The following is a 17,605-nucleotide window of genomic DNA, read 5'->3' as shown; positions in this document are numbered from 1 at the left end:
TTTAATCTCTTCCTTTGCGTAATAACCAAAGCTTTACATATCTCATAAATACAACATAAGCTTGTACATTACCAATAGTAAAACCAACTAAACCATCCCTAAAACCACTTTGAACAATATAGTGTTTAAAAAATCCCCAAAAGGGTTTTACCACAAAATGATAGGGTGTTAGCTTTCCAGTTTTTTTATCGTAATCTTTAGCTTGTAAAGTGGCGTAGTGATTCATCTTTTCCATATAAAGATTAAAACTACGGTAAGAATAATGTAAAAACTTTTGCTTTAATACGCCTGTAGAGCCATTTACGAGTAGAGATTCATGTACTTGTTTATTATTATACTTACAAAAATCTCTTTTAAATAGTCTAATCACACTATCGTTGCGCCAACCGCTATACTGCACGCGTTGACCCATAAAATGATTAATACGTTTTATATTGTAAGCCTCGTGAGGTATGTTATTTAAACTTAAAACTGAAAGTATTTCCTGTTGCAATTCAGGAGTGACCCTCTCATCGGCATCAACAAGAAGAATCCATTCGTGTTTTGCCTGAGAAATAGCATAGTTTTTTTGTGCACTATAGGCATCGAATTTACGTTGTAAAACAGTTGTTGCAAGACTTTGCGCTTTTTCAAAAGTACCATCTGTGCTATAACTATCAATTACTAAAATTTCATCAGCAAAACCAACTGTAGCAAGGACCGCCTCAATATTGTGGATCTCATTTTTAGTGGGTATAATAGCAGTTAATTTAATCACAGGTTACGCTTTTTAGTATAAGGTTTAGAATAACTCTTAAAAGTGAAATAGTTTAAACGTTTTCTAATTTTGTATTTTCTAATTAAATTTAAGGGCTTTCTTTTTAAATAGCTTTTGTCTTTATGCAGGAATTCTATGGTGGTATCTACAATTCTTTCTGAGGATTTTCCATCGTAATACGGGTGCAATTCCGCAACAAAAGTAGCAATATTTTTAATTAAATTTTGAGGTTTTGCGAGGGCCGTTTTAAAACTCTCTTTAATTTGAGATGCTTCACTAATATTAATTAAATAATTATGATTAAACGTATGGTTAAAAGTAACTACGGGTTTTTTTTGTAATAAAAATTCTTGAATTGCCGAGGTTGTATCAGCAAACATAATATCCGCTTTTTTAAATAAAGGCACAAGGTCTGTCGTGTCATAATATTGAAAGTGTTCATTATTTAACGCATGCCATTTTTGCTTAATATCCTCAGGAAGTTTTGGGTGTAAAACCATCATAAATTTAAATTGCCCAGTGCTCGATAACTTCTTAATTTCGTTAAAAACAGCAGCGTTGTAAGCCAAGCTTAAGCGCGGGGTAAAGGTGGAGGCTATAAAAATAGTTGGTAAATCACTAGTGGTACTAACGTCTTCCAACGGAAACAAAGGATCTACCTTAGCCCAGCCCGTTTCTATAACTTCAAAAGAAGGATTTTGTTTCTGTTGCCGTTTAAAACCTGTTGTTGTCGATGGCCCTTGCGTACAGTATAAATCGAAAAACCCTCGAATTCTAAAATGCGCATCTCCGTTTTTCTTTTCAGGTCTTTTATAGGTAAGAAACCCATGAAAAATCTGAACTTTAATCCCACTAATAAAATCGGGGACCTCGTTTGTAGCCGTTAAAACAATATGTGGTTCATAAGCGATTACGTCTTTAATATTTTCTAATACATTTTCTTTACTATGTAAAGCAACGTGCCCTTCTTTAATGTCGCTAAACCATTGTACTTTATAACCTCTTTTTATAATCTCTTTTTCTAAAGGCAAACCAATAGGTACTGAGTAGCTGTGCGATATGTATATTAGAAATTTATAATGCATTAGATATTGATTTTTAAAAATGAAATAAGCTTCTCAGATATAAAATTAGGTTTAAATTTTAAATAATACTCTCGCGGTTGCTTTTTTGCTAAACTAATATCATAGGCTATATAATCAGAAAGGTGGACGGCGATATGTTGTTTTGTTTCATTATCTCCAAACCAATTCTTCTTATTTAAATAAGGTGAAAAGATGGTAAATGTTGGTAAAGATAAAGCTTTGGCCATATTGTTGGCACCACCTTCATTGCCTATTAAAGCAGTACATAGACTTGTAATTGCTAAAAATTCTCTTAAACTTTTGCCATAGACATCTAAAAAAATATGTGCTTTAGTTTCAGGTAAGCAGTTCTTGTAAATGGCTTCAGCTTGTACCCTTTGGCTTGGTATATAATTAAAGAGTATTTGCGCATTTTCGACTGTATGTGCAATCGTATTTAAAAGGGTAGCCATATATTTAAAAGGATACGTTTTTGTAGCATTACTGCCCAAAACACTGATCATAAATAAAGGTTTTTCCAAATCTATACCAGATGCCGCTAATAGTGTTTTTGCTCCTTCAATTTCATTAGGTTTTAAATATATTTGTGGTTGTATGTCCTTAAAACTTATATTTAAAGGTTCTAGTAGCCTGAAGCGATTTTCTAGAGCTAAGCTGCTGTGGTGTTTTGGTGTTTGAATTCTTTCAATAGGGTGTGTAAGTAAAAACGCAGTATATTTTTTATAGTAAGCAATCCTCATTTTAGCTTTAGAGAAATAAGAAATAAGAGTACTGCTTAATTTTCCATAAGCATCAATGGTAATATCATAGTCTTCAGCTTTAATTGTTTTTAAAAATTTATAAAAATCAATTTTAGACGCTTCGATATTGGGTGTAACAAAAATAAATTTATCGATAAAGGGGTTGTTGTCTACAACGGCCAGAGTATGCGAATTAATAAGATAATGCAGTTCGGCAGCAGGATATCTTTTACGTAACGATTCCAACAATATACTTGTAGTAAGCACATCGCCAATCATTTTTTGCTGTATAACTAAAATTTTCATACGTCCAATTTAAAATCTCATTACTAAGATTTAAATACTAAATTTAATATTATAAAAATCTCTAAACCGCCACATTATACTCACGTAAAGCATCATTTAAAGAGGTTTTTTTATTTGTACTCTCCTTACGTTTTCCAATAATTAAAGCACAAGGTACTTGAAACTCCCCTGCTGGAAATTTTTTGGTATAACTACCAGGAATTACCACAGAACGTGCCGGCACAAGGCCTTTCGTTTCCACGGGCTCATCTCCCGTAACATCTATAATTTTTGTGCTCATCGTTAGGACTACATTAGCACCTAAAACGGCTTCTTTTTCCACACGAACGCCTTCCACAACAATACAGCGCGAACCAATAAAAGCACCATCTTCAATAATTACCGGCGCCGCTTGTAAAGGTTCTAAAACTCCGCCAATACCAACACCGCCCGAAAGGTGAACATTTTTGCCAATCTGCGCACAACTTCCCACCGTGGCCCACGTATCTACCATCGTACCCTCATCGACATACGCACCAATATTTACGTAACTCGGCATTAAAATCACACCCGCCGAAATATAGGCGCCGTGTCTCGCAATCGCGTTTGGTACCACACGAATGCCTTTTTCTGCATAGCCCTTTTTTAATGGAATTTTATCATGATATTCGAAAATTCCAGCCTCCATTGTTTCCATTTTCTGTATCGGAAAATACAATACCACAGCTTTTTTCACCCATTCGTTAACCTGCCACCCAGAATCTGTAGGTTCCGCGACACGTAACGCGCCGTCGTCTAGTAATTGCACCACTTTTCTAATCGCATCGGTGGTTTGTTTGTCGTTTAATAATGCGCGGTCGTTCCAAGCATTTTCTATAATTTGTTGTAAATCTTTCATTATAAATAATTTTGTAAATCTGTAAAAAGGGGAGTGCAAGGCGTTTTGAATACTTTGGGCGTGCCCTAAAGGTCAGGCTTTTCGTTATATCTTTTTAATTTTTGTTAAAATTAAAAAGGATGCCACTACAATCCTTCACGCAAATATAACCACTACATTTAAATTTGGCGCAATAATTAATCTAATAAGGATATAAACCTTAAATTTGCATAAAAAAATACAAAATGGCTCAAATTCTAGCAATAGATTATGGAAAGGTAAGAACAGGCTTAGCGGTTACCGACGATCTGCAAATTATCGCTTCGGGATTAACCACTGTGCCTACCAAAGAGCTCATTGATTTTTTAAAAGACTATACAAAAAAGAATAGTGTAGAATTATTTTTAGTGGGCGAACCTAAACAAATGAATAACGAAGCCAGCGAGAGTGAAATTTTAATAGCACCTTTTGTTAGTCAATTACGCACCTTTTTTCCTGAAATTCCAATAAAACGTATCGATGAGCGTTTCACTTCGAAAATGGCAGTACAGACCTTAATCGATAGTGGATTAAAGAAAAAAAAACGTCAGAATAAAGCGTTATTAGACGAAATTAGCGCCACCATTATCTTACAAAGTTACTTGTATAACAAGTAAAAAGAGACCCAAAGACAATCGAGATGATAAGGGATGAAAATATAGTAAAAAAATAGAATAAGATATTAAAATTTATAAGTAATGGTACTACCAATAGTCGCTTATGGCGATCCAGTTTTGAAACAAAAAGCAAAAGAAATCGCAGAAGATTACGCTAATTTAAAGGAGGTAATAGCGAATATGGAAGAAACTATGCACGGTGCATTCGGTGTTGGCCTAGCGGCGCCACAAGTAGGTTTACCAATACGTATGTTTTTGGTAGACGCTTCACCCTTTGCAGACGACGAGGTTTTAGAAGAAGAGGAGCGTAAATTTCTAGAAAGTTTTAAACACACCTTTATAAACCCAGTAATCTTAGAGGAATCTGGAGACGAATGGGCTTTTAACGAAGGGTGTTTAAGTATTCCAGACGTTCGAGAAGATGTGTTTAGAAAACCAAATATTAAAGTGGAATATGTAGACGAAGACTTTAAACCGCATACTTTAGAATTATCAGGATTGGCAGCGCGTGTATTTCAACACGAGTACGATCATATCGAGGGTGTTTTATTTACCGACAGGTTGTCGTCATTAAAAAAACGCCTTATAAAAAGTAAATTACTCAATATTTCAAAAGGGAAAATTAATGTGGATTACCGTATGCGTTTTCCAAATATGAAAAAGAAACGATAAAAATTTGTAAATAAGAGACGAACACTTCATATTTGCAATCTTTAAAAATAATAGACTATGGGATTAGATAAAATTTTAGCAGTTTCTGGAAAGCCAGGATTATATAAGTTAGTCGCACAAACTAGAGGCGGTTTTGTAGCAGAATCATTAATCGATAACCGTCGTATATCGGTTGGAATACAACAAAACGTTAGTGTGTTAAGTGAAATCGCTATTTATACTTTAACAGCAGAGGTACCGTTAAAAGAGGTGCTTAATAAAATTAAAGACAAAGAAAATGGTGCACAAACGAGCGTGAGCCATAAAGAAAGTAAAGATAAATTAGAAGAGTATTTCTTCGAAGTATTGCCAGATTACGATGAAGATCGTGTGTATGCTAGCGACATTAAAAAAGTGATGCAATGGTATAATATGCTACAAAAAAATGACTTATTGAATTTTGAAGAAGAAGCAGTTACGGCTGACGAAGAAGAATAGATTCTCTCCTTTTAAAACGTTTAAAAATCCAGCAATTTGCTGGATTTTTTGTTTCTACTTTATTATTAGTTGTACTTTTGCAAAAACTTTATTTTTATGAATTCTAGAGCCAATCAATTACAAGCATTCGATCGTTTATTAACAATTATGGACGAGCTAAGAGCGCAATGTCCTTGGGACAAAAAACAAACTATGGCAAGCCTAAGACCGCTAACCATCGAGGAAACCTACGAATTAGGAGATGCTATTTTAGATAACGATTTAGAGGAAGTAAAAAAAGAATTGGGAGATGTACTATTACATTTGGTATTCTATTCTAAAATAGGAAGCGAAAAGAATAGTTTTGATATTGGCGATGTTTGCAACAGTATTTGTGATAAATTAATTTACCGTCACCCGCATATTTATGGCGATGTTACCGTAAAAGATGAAGACGAAGTAAAGCGTAATTGGGAAAATTTAAAATTAAAAGAGGGTAAAAATAGTGTGTTAGAGGGGGTTCCGAAGAGCTTGCCAGCTTTGGTAAAAGCAACACGAATACAAGATAAAGTGGCGGGTGTAGGTTTCGATTGGGAACAACCAGAACAAGTTTGGGAAAAAGTAGAGGAGGAGCTGGAGGAGTTTAAAGTCGAGATAGCTAAAAACGATACAGACGCTATGGAAAGCGAATTTGGAGATGTTTTATTTTCTTTAGTTAATTATGCTAGATTTTTAAAAATTAACCCGGAAAACGCACTCGAACGCACCAACAAAAAGTTTAAATCGCGCTTTGAGTATTTAGAGCGGAAAGCGAAAGGATTAGGTAAAGAATTGAAGGATATGACACTTGCAGAAATGGATGTGTTTTGGGAAGAAGCCAAAAAACTTTAATTTTTTTGGCCTAAAAAATCCAAAACTGTTTTTGCTGCGTATATAGTATTAAATGACATCATCTTTCATAGGTAAATAATTGGTTAATAGCATAAACTTTTAAGATGTCATTTTTATAGATATATTATCTCTTATTCTTATATAAGAAATAATTGGTTAGTTTAGTTAGGAGTCAAAATCCTGCTTGTCGTTTTAGATAAGCAGGATTTGATTTTTTATAACGTTTTGTAACCTCAATTGTAAGAATTGAAATTATTAACTAAATAGTTTCTAATTGTGAAACATAAAAAAAGACCCACAGAGTGAGTCTTTATAAGTTAAACTAAGTATTATATTTAGTATAAGTCTTTTATTTTTCTAAGTTTTGATTTCCAAATTTCTAAAGCATCTTTTTGCTTTTTGATATTATCGTAAACCGATTTTACCAGAGGATTCGTTTTATCGGGGTTATTAAAGAATTGTAAATTGTTTTCCAACTGAATAATTTCAGATTTAATTTCATCTACCTTTTTTCTAATAAAAGAACGCTCATTGTCTAAAAATCTAGAATCTTCAGCCGACGATAAATCTTGAAGTTTATTTTCAAATTTCAGCATTTCAACTTCTTTTTTATTCATATCTAAATGATTGAATAAACCATCTAACACAGCGTTAAAGTCATTTTCAATTTTACGTTTTTTACCAGGAACGCGACCAATATTTTTCCATTGAGAGATATAACCGGTTATTGTGGTTAAATCTTCTTTTTGGATGCCTTTTAATTCAACATTTTTAACTTCGTTTAAAAGAGCTTCTTTCTCAGTAAGTGCTTGTTCTTCTTCTGCACTTGCTGCATTTCTTAAATGATGAACTCTGTCAAAATAATGATTGCAAGCGGCTTTAAACTGTTTCCAGATTTTATCGCTGTCTTTTCTTGGTACGTGGCCAATACGTTTCCAGTCGCCTTGAATTTTCTTCATTAGTGGCGTAACCGTATCGAAATCCTCAGTGTCTTTATTGTCTTCGGCAATTTTAATTAAAGCTTGTTTTTGACTTAAATTATCAAATTGATCTTTCTTTAGACTTTTGTAAAATGCATTTTTATTTCTGTTAAAAGCACGTACCGCTTCTTTAAACTTAGTCCACGTGGCTTCATTAACTTTAATAGGCACTTTACCTGCTTTAAAAAAGGCATTTCTTAAGACTTCAACTTCTTTAATTTTATTTTGCCATTCGCTATGCGATTTTACTTCCTGAGTAGAAAGGGCTTCAATTTTAGTGATTATTTCTTCTTTTTCAACAAGGTTTTTCTCGTATACTTCATCTTGCTTGTCGTAATAAGCCTGACGTTTATCGTTAATAACTTTAGTAGCTTGTTTGAAACGATCCCAGATTAAATCGCGATGTTCTTTGGCTACAGGACCTAAATCCTCTTTCCATAACTTATGTAAAACCTGCAACTCTCTAAATGAGCGATTGGTATTATCGTCTGTAGCTAATTCTTCAGCACGATCTATAATTTTTATTTTCTGAATAAGATTATGTTCGAAATCCTTATCGCGTAAATCGCGATCTAAATGTAATAACTCGTAAAAACGCTCTACATTAAAGTGGTAGCTATTCCAAGCATTATTGTATTTGTCTCTAGGAATTGGCCCAGCGGTTTTCCAACGGTCTTGTAAGTCTTTAAACGCTTTATACTTAGAATTCATAGAAGTTTCAGCATCGTCAGTTAATGCTTTAATCTCTTCAATAATTTCTAAACGCGTCGATAAATTAGTTTTTAAGTTTTTTTCAAGCCCATTATAATAAGCACTAGTGCGAGATCTGTACTCTTTATAAGCGTCGTTAAAAGCCCGTTTTATGGGTGTAGAATATTTAAAATCTATTATGTTGCCACCTTGGCTAATAAATTCCTCTTTCTTTTCTTCTAATAACGTGTTGAATTGGTCATTAAATTCGCTTTTAATGCCTTCAACCTGTGTTTTTATAGCTTGAACTTTGTGGTTTTTAAGCAAGTTCTCAAGTTCGATAACCAATTCGTCTAACGATAGTTCTGGGTAATCTTTCAATTCGATAGAATGCCTTTCACTATTGTCTACATCTTCTGCATCTTCTGCATTGGAAGCATCGATTTCATTTAGAACATCGTCTACATCTGTTTCATTTACAGCGTTTTCGTTGTTGTTTTCTTGTTGAGATTCAACGGTATTACGAGACTCTAATTGGTCTGTATTTTCTTCTTTTCCATCTGCATTTTGCAGGTTATCTTGCTCTGACATTTTTAAAATGTTAAGGGTTATCACATAATATTTTAGACTTTAAAGATACTAAAAGTTCAGTATTTACAAAGGGCTAAGTAATTAATATTAAAGACTTTTTAATGTAGGTTTATGTATTCCAAATCTCCCACGCCTTTTCGGCTTGATATTCTAACATTTTTAAACCGTTAATAATTGTGGCGTTTTGCTTCTCTCCTAAGGCCAAAAATTTTGTTTTCTCCGGATTATAGATTAAATCGAATAAAACATGTGTTTTTGTGATGCTATTATAAGGAATATCTGGACAAACATCGGTATTTGGATGCGTGCCTAAAGGTGTGCAATTGATGAGTATTAAATGGCTTTTAATGTCTTCTTCGGAAAGTGTCTTGTAAGTTAATGTAGCGCTATTTGAAGCTAATCTGGACACTAATTGATAGCTAATACCAAGCTCTTCTAAAGCAAATGCAACCGCCTTACTTGCACCTCCAGTACCAAAAATTAGCGCTTTAGAATGTGCTGTTTGCAAATAGGGTTGCAATACTTTTTTAAAGCCGTAAAAATCGGTGTTATAACCAATATATTTTCCGCTTTTATCAATTTTAATAGTGTTAACAGCACCAATACGTTGTGCATCGGGACTCAACGCACCCAAGTAAGGAATAATCGTTTCTTTGTACGGAATAGTAACATTCAAGCCTTTTAAATGTGGTGTTAATTTTACAGAGTTTTCAAAGGCGCTAATAGTTGCAATGTCAAAGTTTACATACGAAGCATCGCGTACAGCTTCAGCTTTAAATTTATTTTTAAAATAAGTCCTAGAGAAGGAGTAGTCTATGTTTTTTCCTACTAACCCAAATATACGTTTAGATTGTCTAGTTTTATGACCATAGTACTCTAACGCCAAAACAATAATAATACCTAGAATAACATACGAAACGGCGATGGCTGACTCGGTATTGAGTGCCGGTAAATAGCGTTCGTAGTTTTCAATAATATGTTTACCGTTAGTGTCTTGCATTAAGACTCCCGCATCATCTGTTTTAAAAACGGTGTTTTTCCATGGCCAAACAACGCCTAAAGAGCCAACAATAAATCCTAAAATAGAGGCCAAACTAATGCTCTTATAATGTTTTAAAATATAGTTTAGAATATGAGAAAAAGTGACCAACCCCACTACGGAGCCCAAAGTAAAAACAGCTAATACCTTAAGCATTTTAATACGTTCTAGGTTACTTGTAAAACTGAAATCGCCACTAAAAATCTCGTAGAAAGTATCAAATAGGGCGTTTACGGAGTCTACAAGAAGCAAAACATAATTGCCTAATAGAATTAATATAAAGGAGCCTGAAAAACCGGGAAGTGTCATCCCTGACACGCTAATAATACCACAGAAAAACACGAATAATAGATTGTCATTTTCGGTCGCAGGGTCTAAAAAACTAATACTTATCCCTATGAGAGTACCTATGCACAATGCCAAATAGGTTGTTATTTTCCAATCTTTAAATTCTTTACCAATAGAGTAGATGGAAGCGATTATCATTCCGAAGAACACACTCCAAACATAGAGCTCGTAATGCTTTATAAGATAATCTAATAATTTCGAAATGCTAAAATAACTGATTATCATTCCTGAAAACAGAAGACCTAAAAAGCGGCCATTAACGTAAGTGTAAAACGATTTAAATCGGCCCGAAACTAGAAGTTTAAAGGCTTTACCATTCACCTTCTGTAGCGAATAGATAAACTCTTCGTAAAAACCAGCAACAAACGCGACCACTCCACCAGAGACACCAGGAACTTTATTGGCGGCGCCCATAACTAGCCCTTTTAAGACTAGAAAAAACTTATCTGAAAAGGTTCTAGTATTCTCCATTTATTCTCTTGTACCGATTTTTTCTAGAATGAAGATAGTTAAAAAACCGGCAATCATGAATCCTATTGCTGGTAAAGTTTGTGGATCTATATGATTATTAATTTCTGAATATTCAATAGGAAAAACGCTGTTTTCAATAATGGTTTTGTAAGACTCAAAATCATCGGTACTCTTTTGCAACACGGACAACGTTCCAAGGTTTGAAACTGTACTGAAATAGACAACTTCACCAGATTGGTCGGCCATAACGGTCATTGTTTTTTTCCAAGGCCACACTTTATTAAGTGAACCAAAAATAAAACCAGTTAGCACAGCTAACGTTGTGTTTTTATAATTGTTAAATAACCATTTTAAAATACGACTAAAACTTAATAAACCAATAACGGCACCTAAAGCAAATAGACCAATTTTTTTAAGATTGAAATCGTAAAAAGCATCACTTAACGTTTTATAAGCACCTAAAATAACAAGGATAAAAGATCCTGAAATACCTGGTAAAATCATGGCGCAGATGGCAATAGCTCCAGCAAATAATAAGTATAAAGGATGGCTGTTTCCGGCAAGTGCGGGTAAGCCAGTAATATAGTAAGCAGAGATTGCGCCAATTATTAAGGCCGCAAAAGTAGTGGCTTTCCATTGCGTTATTTGTTTACCAACAAAGTAAATGCTCACCACTATTAAACCAAAAAAGAAAGACCAAATGAGCACCGGATGGTACTCGATTAAATACTTAGCCAATCGCATAAAGGAGATAAAACTAATAATAATTCCTGTTAATAGGGCTAAAATAAAGTTACCGTTGGCCTGTTTCCAAAACGCTTTAAAACCGTGATTTTTAAGTGTTTTAAATAACGATAGATTTATGTTACTAATCGTCGTAATTAATTCTTCGTAAATACCAGAAATAAAAGCTATGGTACCTCCAGAAACCCCAGGCACAGCGTCGGCTGCTCCCATTGCTACGCCTTTAAGCGCTATAATAAAATAATCGGATAATCGTCTTTGCATTTTTTAATTTTAACTCCATCAAAGGTATGTAAATTAAAGTATCCGATTATGATATTACCGTTTTTTTAGTAGGTTCTTAACCTCAATAGACTGGTATATATCAGGGAAAAGTTCCTCTAAAATAATAATTTGATCCGCATCAAAACGCATTGCGTTATTTAAGTGGTAACTTGATTTTTCAAATTCTAACAGTGAAAAATATAAACCAGCTAATCTAAACTCTATTTCTGCGTTTTCAGGGTAAAACTGACCAGCCTGGAGTAAATTAAAGGTTGCCGCTTCGGGTTCCCCTAACATTTTAAGTAAATCTGAACGTTGTAGCCACGTGTCTAATTCATAATTACCAAGTTCTATAGCGCGTTTATAACCAATTTCAGCTTCTTCTAAAAAGTTTAAACGGTAATTTATTTTCGCATACAACTTCCAATAATTTACATTCTCCATGTCTAAATTAATAGCCTTATTAATGTAATATAATGCTTTTTGATAGTTTTTTAATTTGCAATAAAACTTCGTAATAGCAATCCATCCTTTATCTAATAAAGGATCTTCATGTACTGTTTTAAAATAATATTGAACGGCTAATTTTTTTTCGCCTAGCTTCTCGTAACAGTTAGCAATTCGCAATAGTGCAAACGATGTAGGATCCTCTAAGGTTAGCGTTATGGTATAATTCTCAATTGCTTCATTAAAACGCTTTAAACGTTCTAAAACGCGACCTTTTTCTATGTAAGCACCAACAAAAGTATCGTCAGAAATTATGGCAAAATCAAACGCTCTTAATGCTTTCTCATATTCCTTTAACGACGCGTATTGCTTACCTAATTGATGCCATGCCACTTCGCAATAAGGGTTTGTTTCTAAATAGAGATTTAAATAATCAATCGCTTCATCACTTTGCTCTAAAAAGTCAAAACAATAAATAACGTTATATAATGCTGAGTAATCTTCAGGATCGGCTTCTAGGCATTTCATAAAATGATCTCTGGCATTCTCAAACTGATCTAGAAAAAGATACTCCATACCGATCAATGAATATAAATCGGCGGCGTCATCGGTTAAAGTCAGTGCCTTTTTGAGCACATTAATTGCTTTTTGATGATTATTTTCTTTAGAGAGCACATTGGCTTTCTGAATATAAATCTCTTCGTTTGAAGGCTCTAAAACATATAATTGATCAAGCAAGTTATTTGCTTTATCTAGTTCGTTTTCGAAAATAAAAACCTCCGTTTTAAATAATTTTAAATTAACAGAAGTGGGGTGCTGCTCTAAACCAAGTTTAATCGCTTTTTTTGCTAAAGCAACTTTTCCTTGGTTAAGATAGTGGTGAATTATATTTTCGAACTCATTCGAATCAAAAAACAAAACATTATTTGTTTTCAACATAGACTCAAATCTCGATAACGGTATTTTATTATTCTCTTCTTGGCTAAATTCCATAGGTCATAGTTTACCATTCTAGTAATAAATGTAACGCTCAATTGTAGTTTAAAGCGTCTTTTACGCAAATGTTTTTAACAAAGTAATGAACATCCTTAAAAATGATGTTCGCTTTGGGTGTTCTACTTTGATTTATAAAAGGTTATATTATTGCAAACGCTTTTGTATTTTATTAAGGACAGCAATAATAATGCCACAGCCTTTAATGATTTCGTCGTTTGAAATGGTTAACGGAGGCGTTATCCGTACAGCTTTAGTTTCAAAAAGTAACCAAAACAGAATAAGACCTTCGTTATGTGCTTCCAAAACAAGTTTGGTGGTAATGTCTGCGGAAGGCGTTAGCGCTGCCAACATTAAACCTTTGCCTCTTACCTCTGTAATTAAAGGATGTTGAAGGTGCTTGCGAAATAAAACTTCTTTTTTTAAAGCCTCTGCCATTACGTCACTCTCTGTGATTTCTTGCAGGGTGGCTAAGGCCGAGGCGGCAATTATGGGGTGACCACCAAAGGTTGTAATATGTCCCATTTTTGGGGTGTTGGAAAGCGTATCCATTAATTTAGTTGATGCTGTAAAAGCACCAATGGGCATACCGCCGCCAAGACCTTTTCCAGTAACTAGAACATCTGGGATACAATTGTAATTCTCGAAACCAAAGAGGGTGCCTGTGCGCCCAATTCCGGGTTGTATTTCGTCTAAAATAAGCAAAGCACCAACGTCTTCGCAACGCTGTTTTACCTTAGTCAAATAATTGTTTACAGGCACGATAAAACCGGCACCACCTTGAATCGTTTCTAAAATAACACCAGCTGTTTTTTCTGTAATAAGCTGGATGTCCTTTTCATTATTAAACCGAATATGATTTACTTCTGGTAAAAGTGGTCTAAATGGCGCCTTGCGTTCTTCAAAATCCATTAAACTTAAAGATCCCAAAGTATTACCGTGGTAAGCATTATGTGCAGAAATTATCTCTTGACGTTTTGTAGCTCGACGTGCTAATTTAATAGCCCCTTCAATGGCTTCTGTGCCCGAGTTTACCAAATAGGTTTTCTCCAGTGATTTAGGCAGATGTTTAGCTAGTAATTTGCATAGGTCTACCGTTGTTTTCTGGATGTATTCGCCATAGACCATAACATGTAAATAGCTGTCTAATTGCTGTTTTATAGCGGCAACAACGCGGGGGTGTCTGTGGCCTAAACTACAAGCAGAAACGCCTGCAACAAAATCTAAATAAGCTTTGTTATTAGTATCGTAAATATAAGAACCTTCGGCATGTGAAATTTCAATAGCTAAAGGGTGCGGTGATGTTTGCGCTTGATACTGAAAAAAATCGTTCTTCATTTATTTAGGAGCAAGGGGTTTCTTAAATGTAGGATTTAAGTCTTTTTTTTGTTTTTTAATGGGTGTTCTCTTTAAAGTAGCATTAGGCATCGCTTGTATTAGCGAATCTTTTAAGAAAGATTTCGGAATTTGGCGTGATGCCTTTCCTGTTTTTTTTTCTAGTTTTTTATCTAAATATCGCGTCTTCGGCCGGCTTTCTTCATCCGCTAGTTCTACGCGATTTAATAAATCTTCATCGAAAAATTCTTCTTCAGGAACAAAAGGATCTAATCCTTTAATAATGGGTAGATTTAAAGGCGGGTCGTCTCTAAATAAATCCGCAACACTTAAGGGGCGTTCGTCTTCTCGCCAATCGAAACCCTTCAATCGTCTTGAGGTTTCTGGTAATTCGTTTTCAGGATAGGTTTTGGCTTCAGGGTTAATTAGTCGTCTGTATTCTTCAATATCTCCAACATTAAAAATTATTTCAATATTTGCCGATCGCCCAACATCTATACCTACCAAAGCATTATCTTCATTTCTAACATAAAAAATAGATTCGGCATTTTTATAAATATTTACATTTTTTAGTTGATTCTGATCGCTAAACTGTCCAATTAAACGCTTCCCTGCAATTTGGCTGTACCCCTCTTTACTTAACGTATCCTTACTAATAAGGAAAGCATTTACAAAAACGATAAGAGAATCTAATTTTTCTGTCTCTACATTCGATTTTAAATGAATGGTATCTCCGGTTAATTGGTTCCCTAAATTCCATAGAATTGGTCGACGTTTCACAGCAAATGCATCTTTGCTCTTCAATTTTGAAAGGTTGATCAATTTCGTTAATCCCGAGTGATGATTCACATGAATAGAATCGGATTTTGCACTTAAATCTGATTTATAAATTTTCGCATTTCTAAAAGCACGCGTAATTCTATTATCTTCTTTACCCGTAATCATTAACGTATCGGCGTGGATATAAATAGAGTCTTTTTCTTGTAATGAAATTGCTAACGCACGTTTGGTAATGAATGTGGAATCTTTAGATTTAAAAACTTCGGCATAATGACCTTTTATAATACTGTTATTAATAGTGTCAGTGATTTTTATATTATTTGAAGCTGAAGCGAAATCGCGTTTTCTATCAAAATATATGCTATCGCCTTTAACCTCACGAAAATCGTAATCTATTTTAGAATTTTTAATAAAGTACCCCGTGTCGTCGCTAGTATTATAAAATCCGCGTTCGCAATAAATAGTGCTCGTTTCCCCAACAATAGTCGACGGGCCGTACATATAGGCGTGACCAGTTTCAGAATAAAAATCTAATTGATTTGTTGTTAATACATATTCGGGATTTACTAATTTTACAGTGTTTAAAAACCTGTATTTTTTGTCATTCATATAATAACGCCCCACAGTACTCGTAATAACGCCCGAAGAATCTCTTACAACTTTACCATTTTCATTATAATAAGCTTCTTGTTTCGCACGATCGAAATAGAGTTTATCGGTAGTTAAAACCGAACTTGGCTCGGTTAAAACAACTTCACCTTTGGCATATGCTAATCTCGTTTTACCACTATATTCTGCGTATTTAGCCACCATTTGGATGGTGTCACCTTGTTTCATCAATACGTTTCCATAGGCTTCAATAAAGTTTTCTTTTCCGTAAAACACGGCTTGATCGCACCACATATCGATACCATCGTGATAAACGTGAACTTGACCTTGGTCGCTTCGTGTTAAAATACTAGCGCCGGGAAAATTCTTTTCATCTTTTTCACCAAAAGCACCAGAGTTTTTTATTTCTATACTTTTTCGTTCTTGGGCGTGAATTAGTCCAACTGAAAAGCATAAAATAAGGAGTAAAATATAGTGTGTTTTATTAATCTTCACAATAATGAGTTTAAACAAAAATAACGATAATTATAATTTGTGAGGAGGTATTAGGAGGAATTTAATACAAAAAAAACCTGCAAAGATTTGGTCTAGGCAGGTTCAGTTTTTATTGATAATAAGTAATTACCTAAAAATAGTTTGTTTTCTATCTGGTCCAACAGATACAATAGTAATAGGGATTTCTAATTCTTTTTCTAGGAACGCAATGTACTCATTTAGAGCCTCTGGTAACGTTGAAGAATCTTCCATACCCGTTAAATCTTCACTCCAACCTTTAAAATCTTTGTAAAGCGGTGTTACGTTTTCCGGCTCAATATTATAAGGTAAATGTTCTATTGTTTCGCCTTGGTACGTATAAGCAGTTGCCACTTTTAAAGTTTTAAAACCAGATAAAACATCGGCTTTCATCATCATTAATTGCGTTACACCATTTACTTGACAAGCGTATTTTAGAGCTACTAGATCTAACCAACCACAACGTCTTGCGCGGCCTGTTGTTGCGCCAAATTCCTGACCAATTTTAGCCATCTGTGCACCATCTTCGTCGAATAACTCAGTAGGGAAGGGGCCAGAACCAACACGTGTTGTGTACGCTTTAAATATGCCAAAAACTTCGCCAATTTGATTAGGGGCAACACCTAAACCTGTACAGGCACCAGCAGCGGTAGTATTACTAGAGGTTACAAAGGGATAGGTACCGAAATCGATATCTAATAAAGACCCTTGAGCACCTTCAGCTAGAATAGTTTTTCCTGATTTCTGAGCTTGGTGAACATATTCTTCAGAATCAATGATTTTTAAAGATTTTAAAACTTTAACAGCTTCAAAAAATTCAGTTTCTAATTCTGCTAAGTCGTACTGTATTTCAACATTGTGAAAGTCAATCATTGCTTCATGTTTATCTGCTAAAGCTCTGTATTTTTCTTTCCAATTGGTTAATTCTAAATCGCCAACACGCAATCCATTTCTACCCGTTTTGTCCATATATGTTGGACCAATACCTTTTAACGTAGAGCCAATTTTGGCTTTTCCTTTTGAGGCTTCACTAGCAGCATCCAATAAACGGTGCGTTGGTAAAATAATGTGTGCTTTACGAGAAATTAAAAGTGATTTTCTGTAATCTACACCTTGCTCTTCTAATTTGTCAAGCTCTTTCTTAAAGATAACTGGATCTATAACAACACCGTTACCCACTAAATTTGCCGCTTCTTTATGGAAAATTCCTGATGGAATTGTATGAAGAACGTGTTTTTTTCCGTTAAAGACTAAAGTATGACCTGCGTTTGGTCCTCCCTGAAAACGCGCAATGATATTGTATTTGGAGGTTAATACGTCGACAATTTTTCCTTTGCCTTCATCTCCCCATTGTAATCCTAGTAGTAAGTCTACTGCCATTA

At 34.5% G+C, this 17,605-nt stretch carries 15 protein-coding genes and 1 pseudogene; 4 read left to right on the top strand and 12 right to left on the bottom strand.

The window, feature by feature from the left end; all coding sequences use genetic code 11:
• Position 1 precedes the first annotated feature (1 nt).
• The 4 genes from ES677_RS02620 to ES677_RS02605 all read right to left on the bottom strand — a co-directional run bounded on the left by ES677_RS02620 (position 2) and on the right by ES677_RS02605 (position 3,765).
• The gene (locus tag ES677_RS02620; RefSeq protein WP_148368139.1) at positions 2-757 is read right to left on the bottom strand and encodes a glycosyltransferase family 2 protein; all 756 of its coding nucleotides are present in this window, start codon (positions 755-757) and stop codon (positions 2-4) included.
• Positions 754-1,842 carry a UDP-N-acetylglucosamine 2-epimerase gene (locus ES677_RS02615; RefSeq protein WP_148368138.1) on the bottom strand — a complete coding sequence of 363 codons (1,089 nt, stop codon included), beginning with the start codon at positions 1,840-1,842 and terminating at the stop codon, positions 754-756. The genes ES677_RS02620 and ES677_RS02615 overlap by 4 nt, the downstream gene beginning before the upstream one ends.
• On the bottom strand, positions 1,842-2,888 hold the full coding sequence (locus tag ES677_RS02610) for a glycosyltransferase family 9 protein (protein ID WP_148380351.1): 1,047 nt from the start codon (positions 2,886-2,888) through the stop codon (positions 1,842-1,844). The genes ES677_RS02615 and ES677_RS02610 overlap by 1 nt, the downstream gene beginning before the upstream one ends.
• A gap of 61 nt (positions 2,889-2,949) precedes the next feature.
• Positions 2,950-3,765 (bottom strand): 2,3,4,5-tetrahydropyridine-2,6-dicarboxylate N-succinyltransferase, encoded by an 816-nt coding sequence (locus ES677_RS02605; RefSeq protein ID WP_148380350.1) that lies wholly within the window; start codon positions 3,763-3,765, stop codon positions 2,950-2,952.
• Positions 3,766-3,989: 224 nt separating this feature from the next.
• Between ES677_RS02605 and ruvX the strand changes: the two genes are divergently transcribed.
• The 4 genes from ruvX to mazG all read left to right on the top strand — a co-directional run bounded on the left by ruvX (position 3,990) and on the right by mazG (position 6,419).
• Complete coding sequence (ruvX, locus tag ES677_RS02600; protein WP_148368135.1) at positions 3,990-4,400, top strand: Holliday junction resolvase RuvX; 411 nt, start codon at positions 3,990-3,992, stop codon at positions 4,398-4,400.
• Between the two features lie 81 nt (positions 4,401-4,481).
• Positions 4,482-5,072: a peptide deformylase gene (gene def, locus ES677_RS02595; RefSeq protein ID WP_148380349.1), complete on the top strand. Its 591-nt coding sequence runs from the start codon at positions 4,482-4,484 to the stop codon at positions 5,070-5,072.
• A 57-nt stretch (positions 5,073-5,129) separates the two neighbouring features.
• On the top strand, positions 5,130-5,549 hold the full coding sequence (locus ES677_RS02590; RefSeq protein ID WP_148368133.1) for a DUF5606 family protein: 420 nt from the start codon (positions 5,130-5,132) through the stop codon (positions 5,547-5,549).
• Between the two features lie 96 nt (positions 5,550-5,645).
• Complete coding sequence (gene mazG, locus ES677_RS02585; protein WP_148380348.1) at positions 5,646-6,419, top strand: nucleoside triphosphate pyrophosphohydrolase; 774 nt, start codon at positions 5,646-5,648, stop codon at positions 6,417-6,419.
• A gap of 335 nt (positions 6,420-6,754) precedes the next feature.
• Here mazG and ES677_RS02580 read toward each other — a convergent pair whose 3' ends face one another.
• The 8 genes and pseudogenes from ES677_RS02580 to ES677_RS02550 all read right to left on the bottom strand — a co-directional run bounded on the left by ES677_RS02580 (position 6,755) and on the right by ES677_RS02550 (position 17,603).
• Positions 6,755-8,680, bottom strand: coding sequence for a DUF349 domain-containing protein (locus ES677_RS02580; RefSeq protein ID WP_148368131.1), 1,926 nt, complete (start codon positions 8,678-8,680; stop codon positions 6,755-6,757).
• A gap of 109 nt (positions 8,681-8,789) precedes the next feature.
• Positions 8,790-9,521: a shikimate dehydrogenase family protein gene (locus ES677_RS15600; RefSeq protein ID WP_246124351.1), complete on the bottom strand. Its 732-nt coding sequence runs from the start codon at positions 9,519-9,521 to the stop codon at positions 8,790-8,792.
• A 6-nt stretch (positions 9,522-9,527) separates the two neighbouring features.
• Positions 9,528-10,538: pseudogene (locus tag ES677_RS15595) on the bottom strand (DUF368 domain-containing protein); the annotation flags it as partial.
• On the bottom strand, positions 10,539-11,546 hold the full coding sequence (locus ES677_RS02570) for an undecaprenyl phosphate translocase family protein (RefSeq protein WP_148380346.1): 1,008 nt from the start codon (positions 11,544-11,546) through the stop codon (positions 10,539-10,541). It abuts the pseudogene before it with no gap.
• Between the two features lie 54 nt (positions 11,547-11,600).
• Entirely contained in the window at positions 11,601-12,986 is a 1,386-nt protein-coding gene (locus ES677_RS02565; RefSeq protein ID WP_148368128.1) for a tetratricopeptide repeat protein, read from the bottom strand.
• A gap of 147 nt (positions 12,987-13,133) precedes the next feature.
• A complete protein-coding gene (locus ES677_RS02560) occupies positions 13,134-14,324 on the bottom strand; it encodes an aspartate aminotransferase family protein (protein ID WP_148368127.1) in 1,191 nt (396 codons plus the stop codon).
• On the bottom strand, positions 14,325-16,205 hold the full coding sequence (locus ES677_RS02555) for an OstA-like protein (protein ID WP_246124333.1): 1,881 nt from the start codon (positions 16,203-16,205) through the stop codon (positions 14,325-14,327).
• Between the two features lie 126 nt (positions 16,206-16,331).
• Positions 16,332-17,603, bottom strand: a complete 1,272-nt coding sequence (locus ES677_RS02550; RefSeq protein ID WP_148368126.1) for an adenylosuccinate synthase — start codon at positions 17,601-17,603, stop codon at positions 16,332-16,334.
• Positions 17,604-17,605 lie beyond the last annotated feature (2 nt).

The organism is Bizionia gelidisalsuginis (assembly GCF_008086185.1).
Lineage (GTDB): Bacteria > Bacteroidota > Bacteroidia > Flavobacteriales > Flavobacteriaceae > Bizionia > Bizionia saleffrena.
This window is presented reverse-complemented; position numbering and strand designations above follow the sequence as displayed.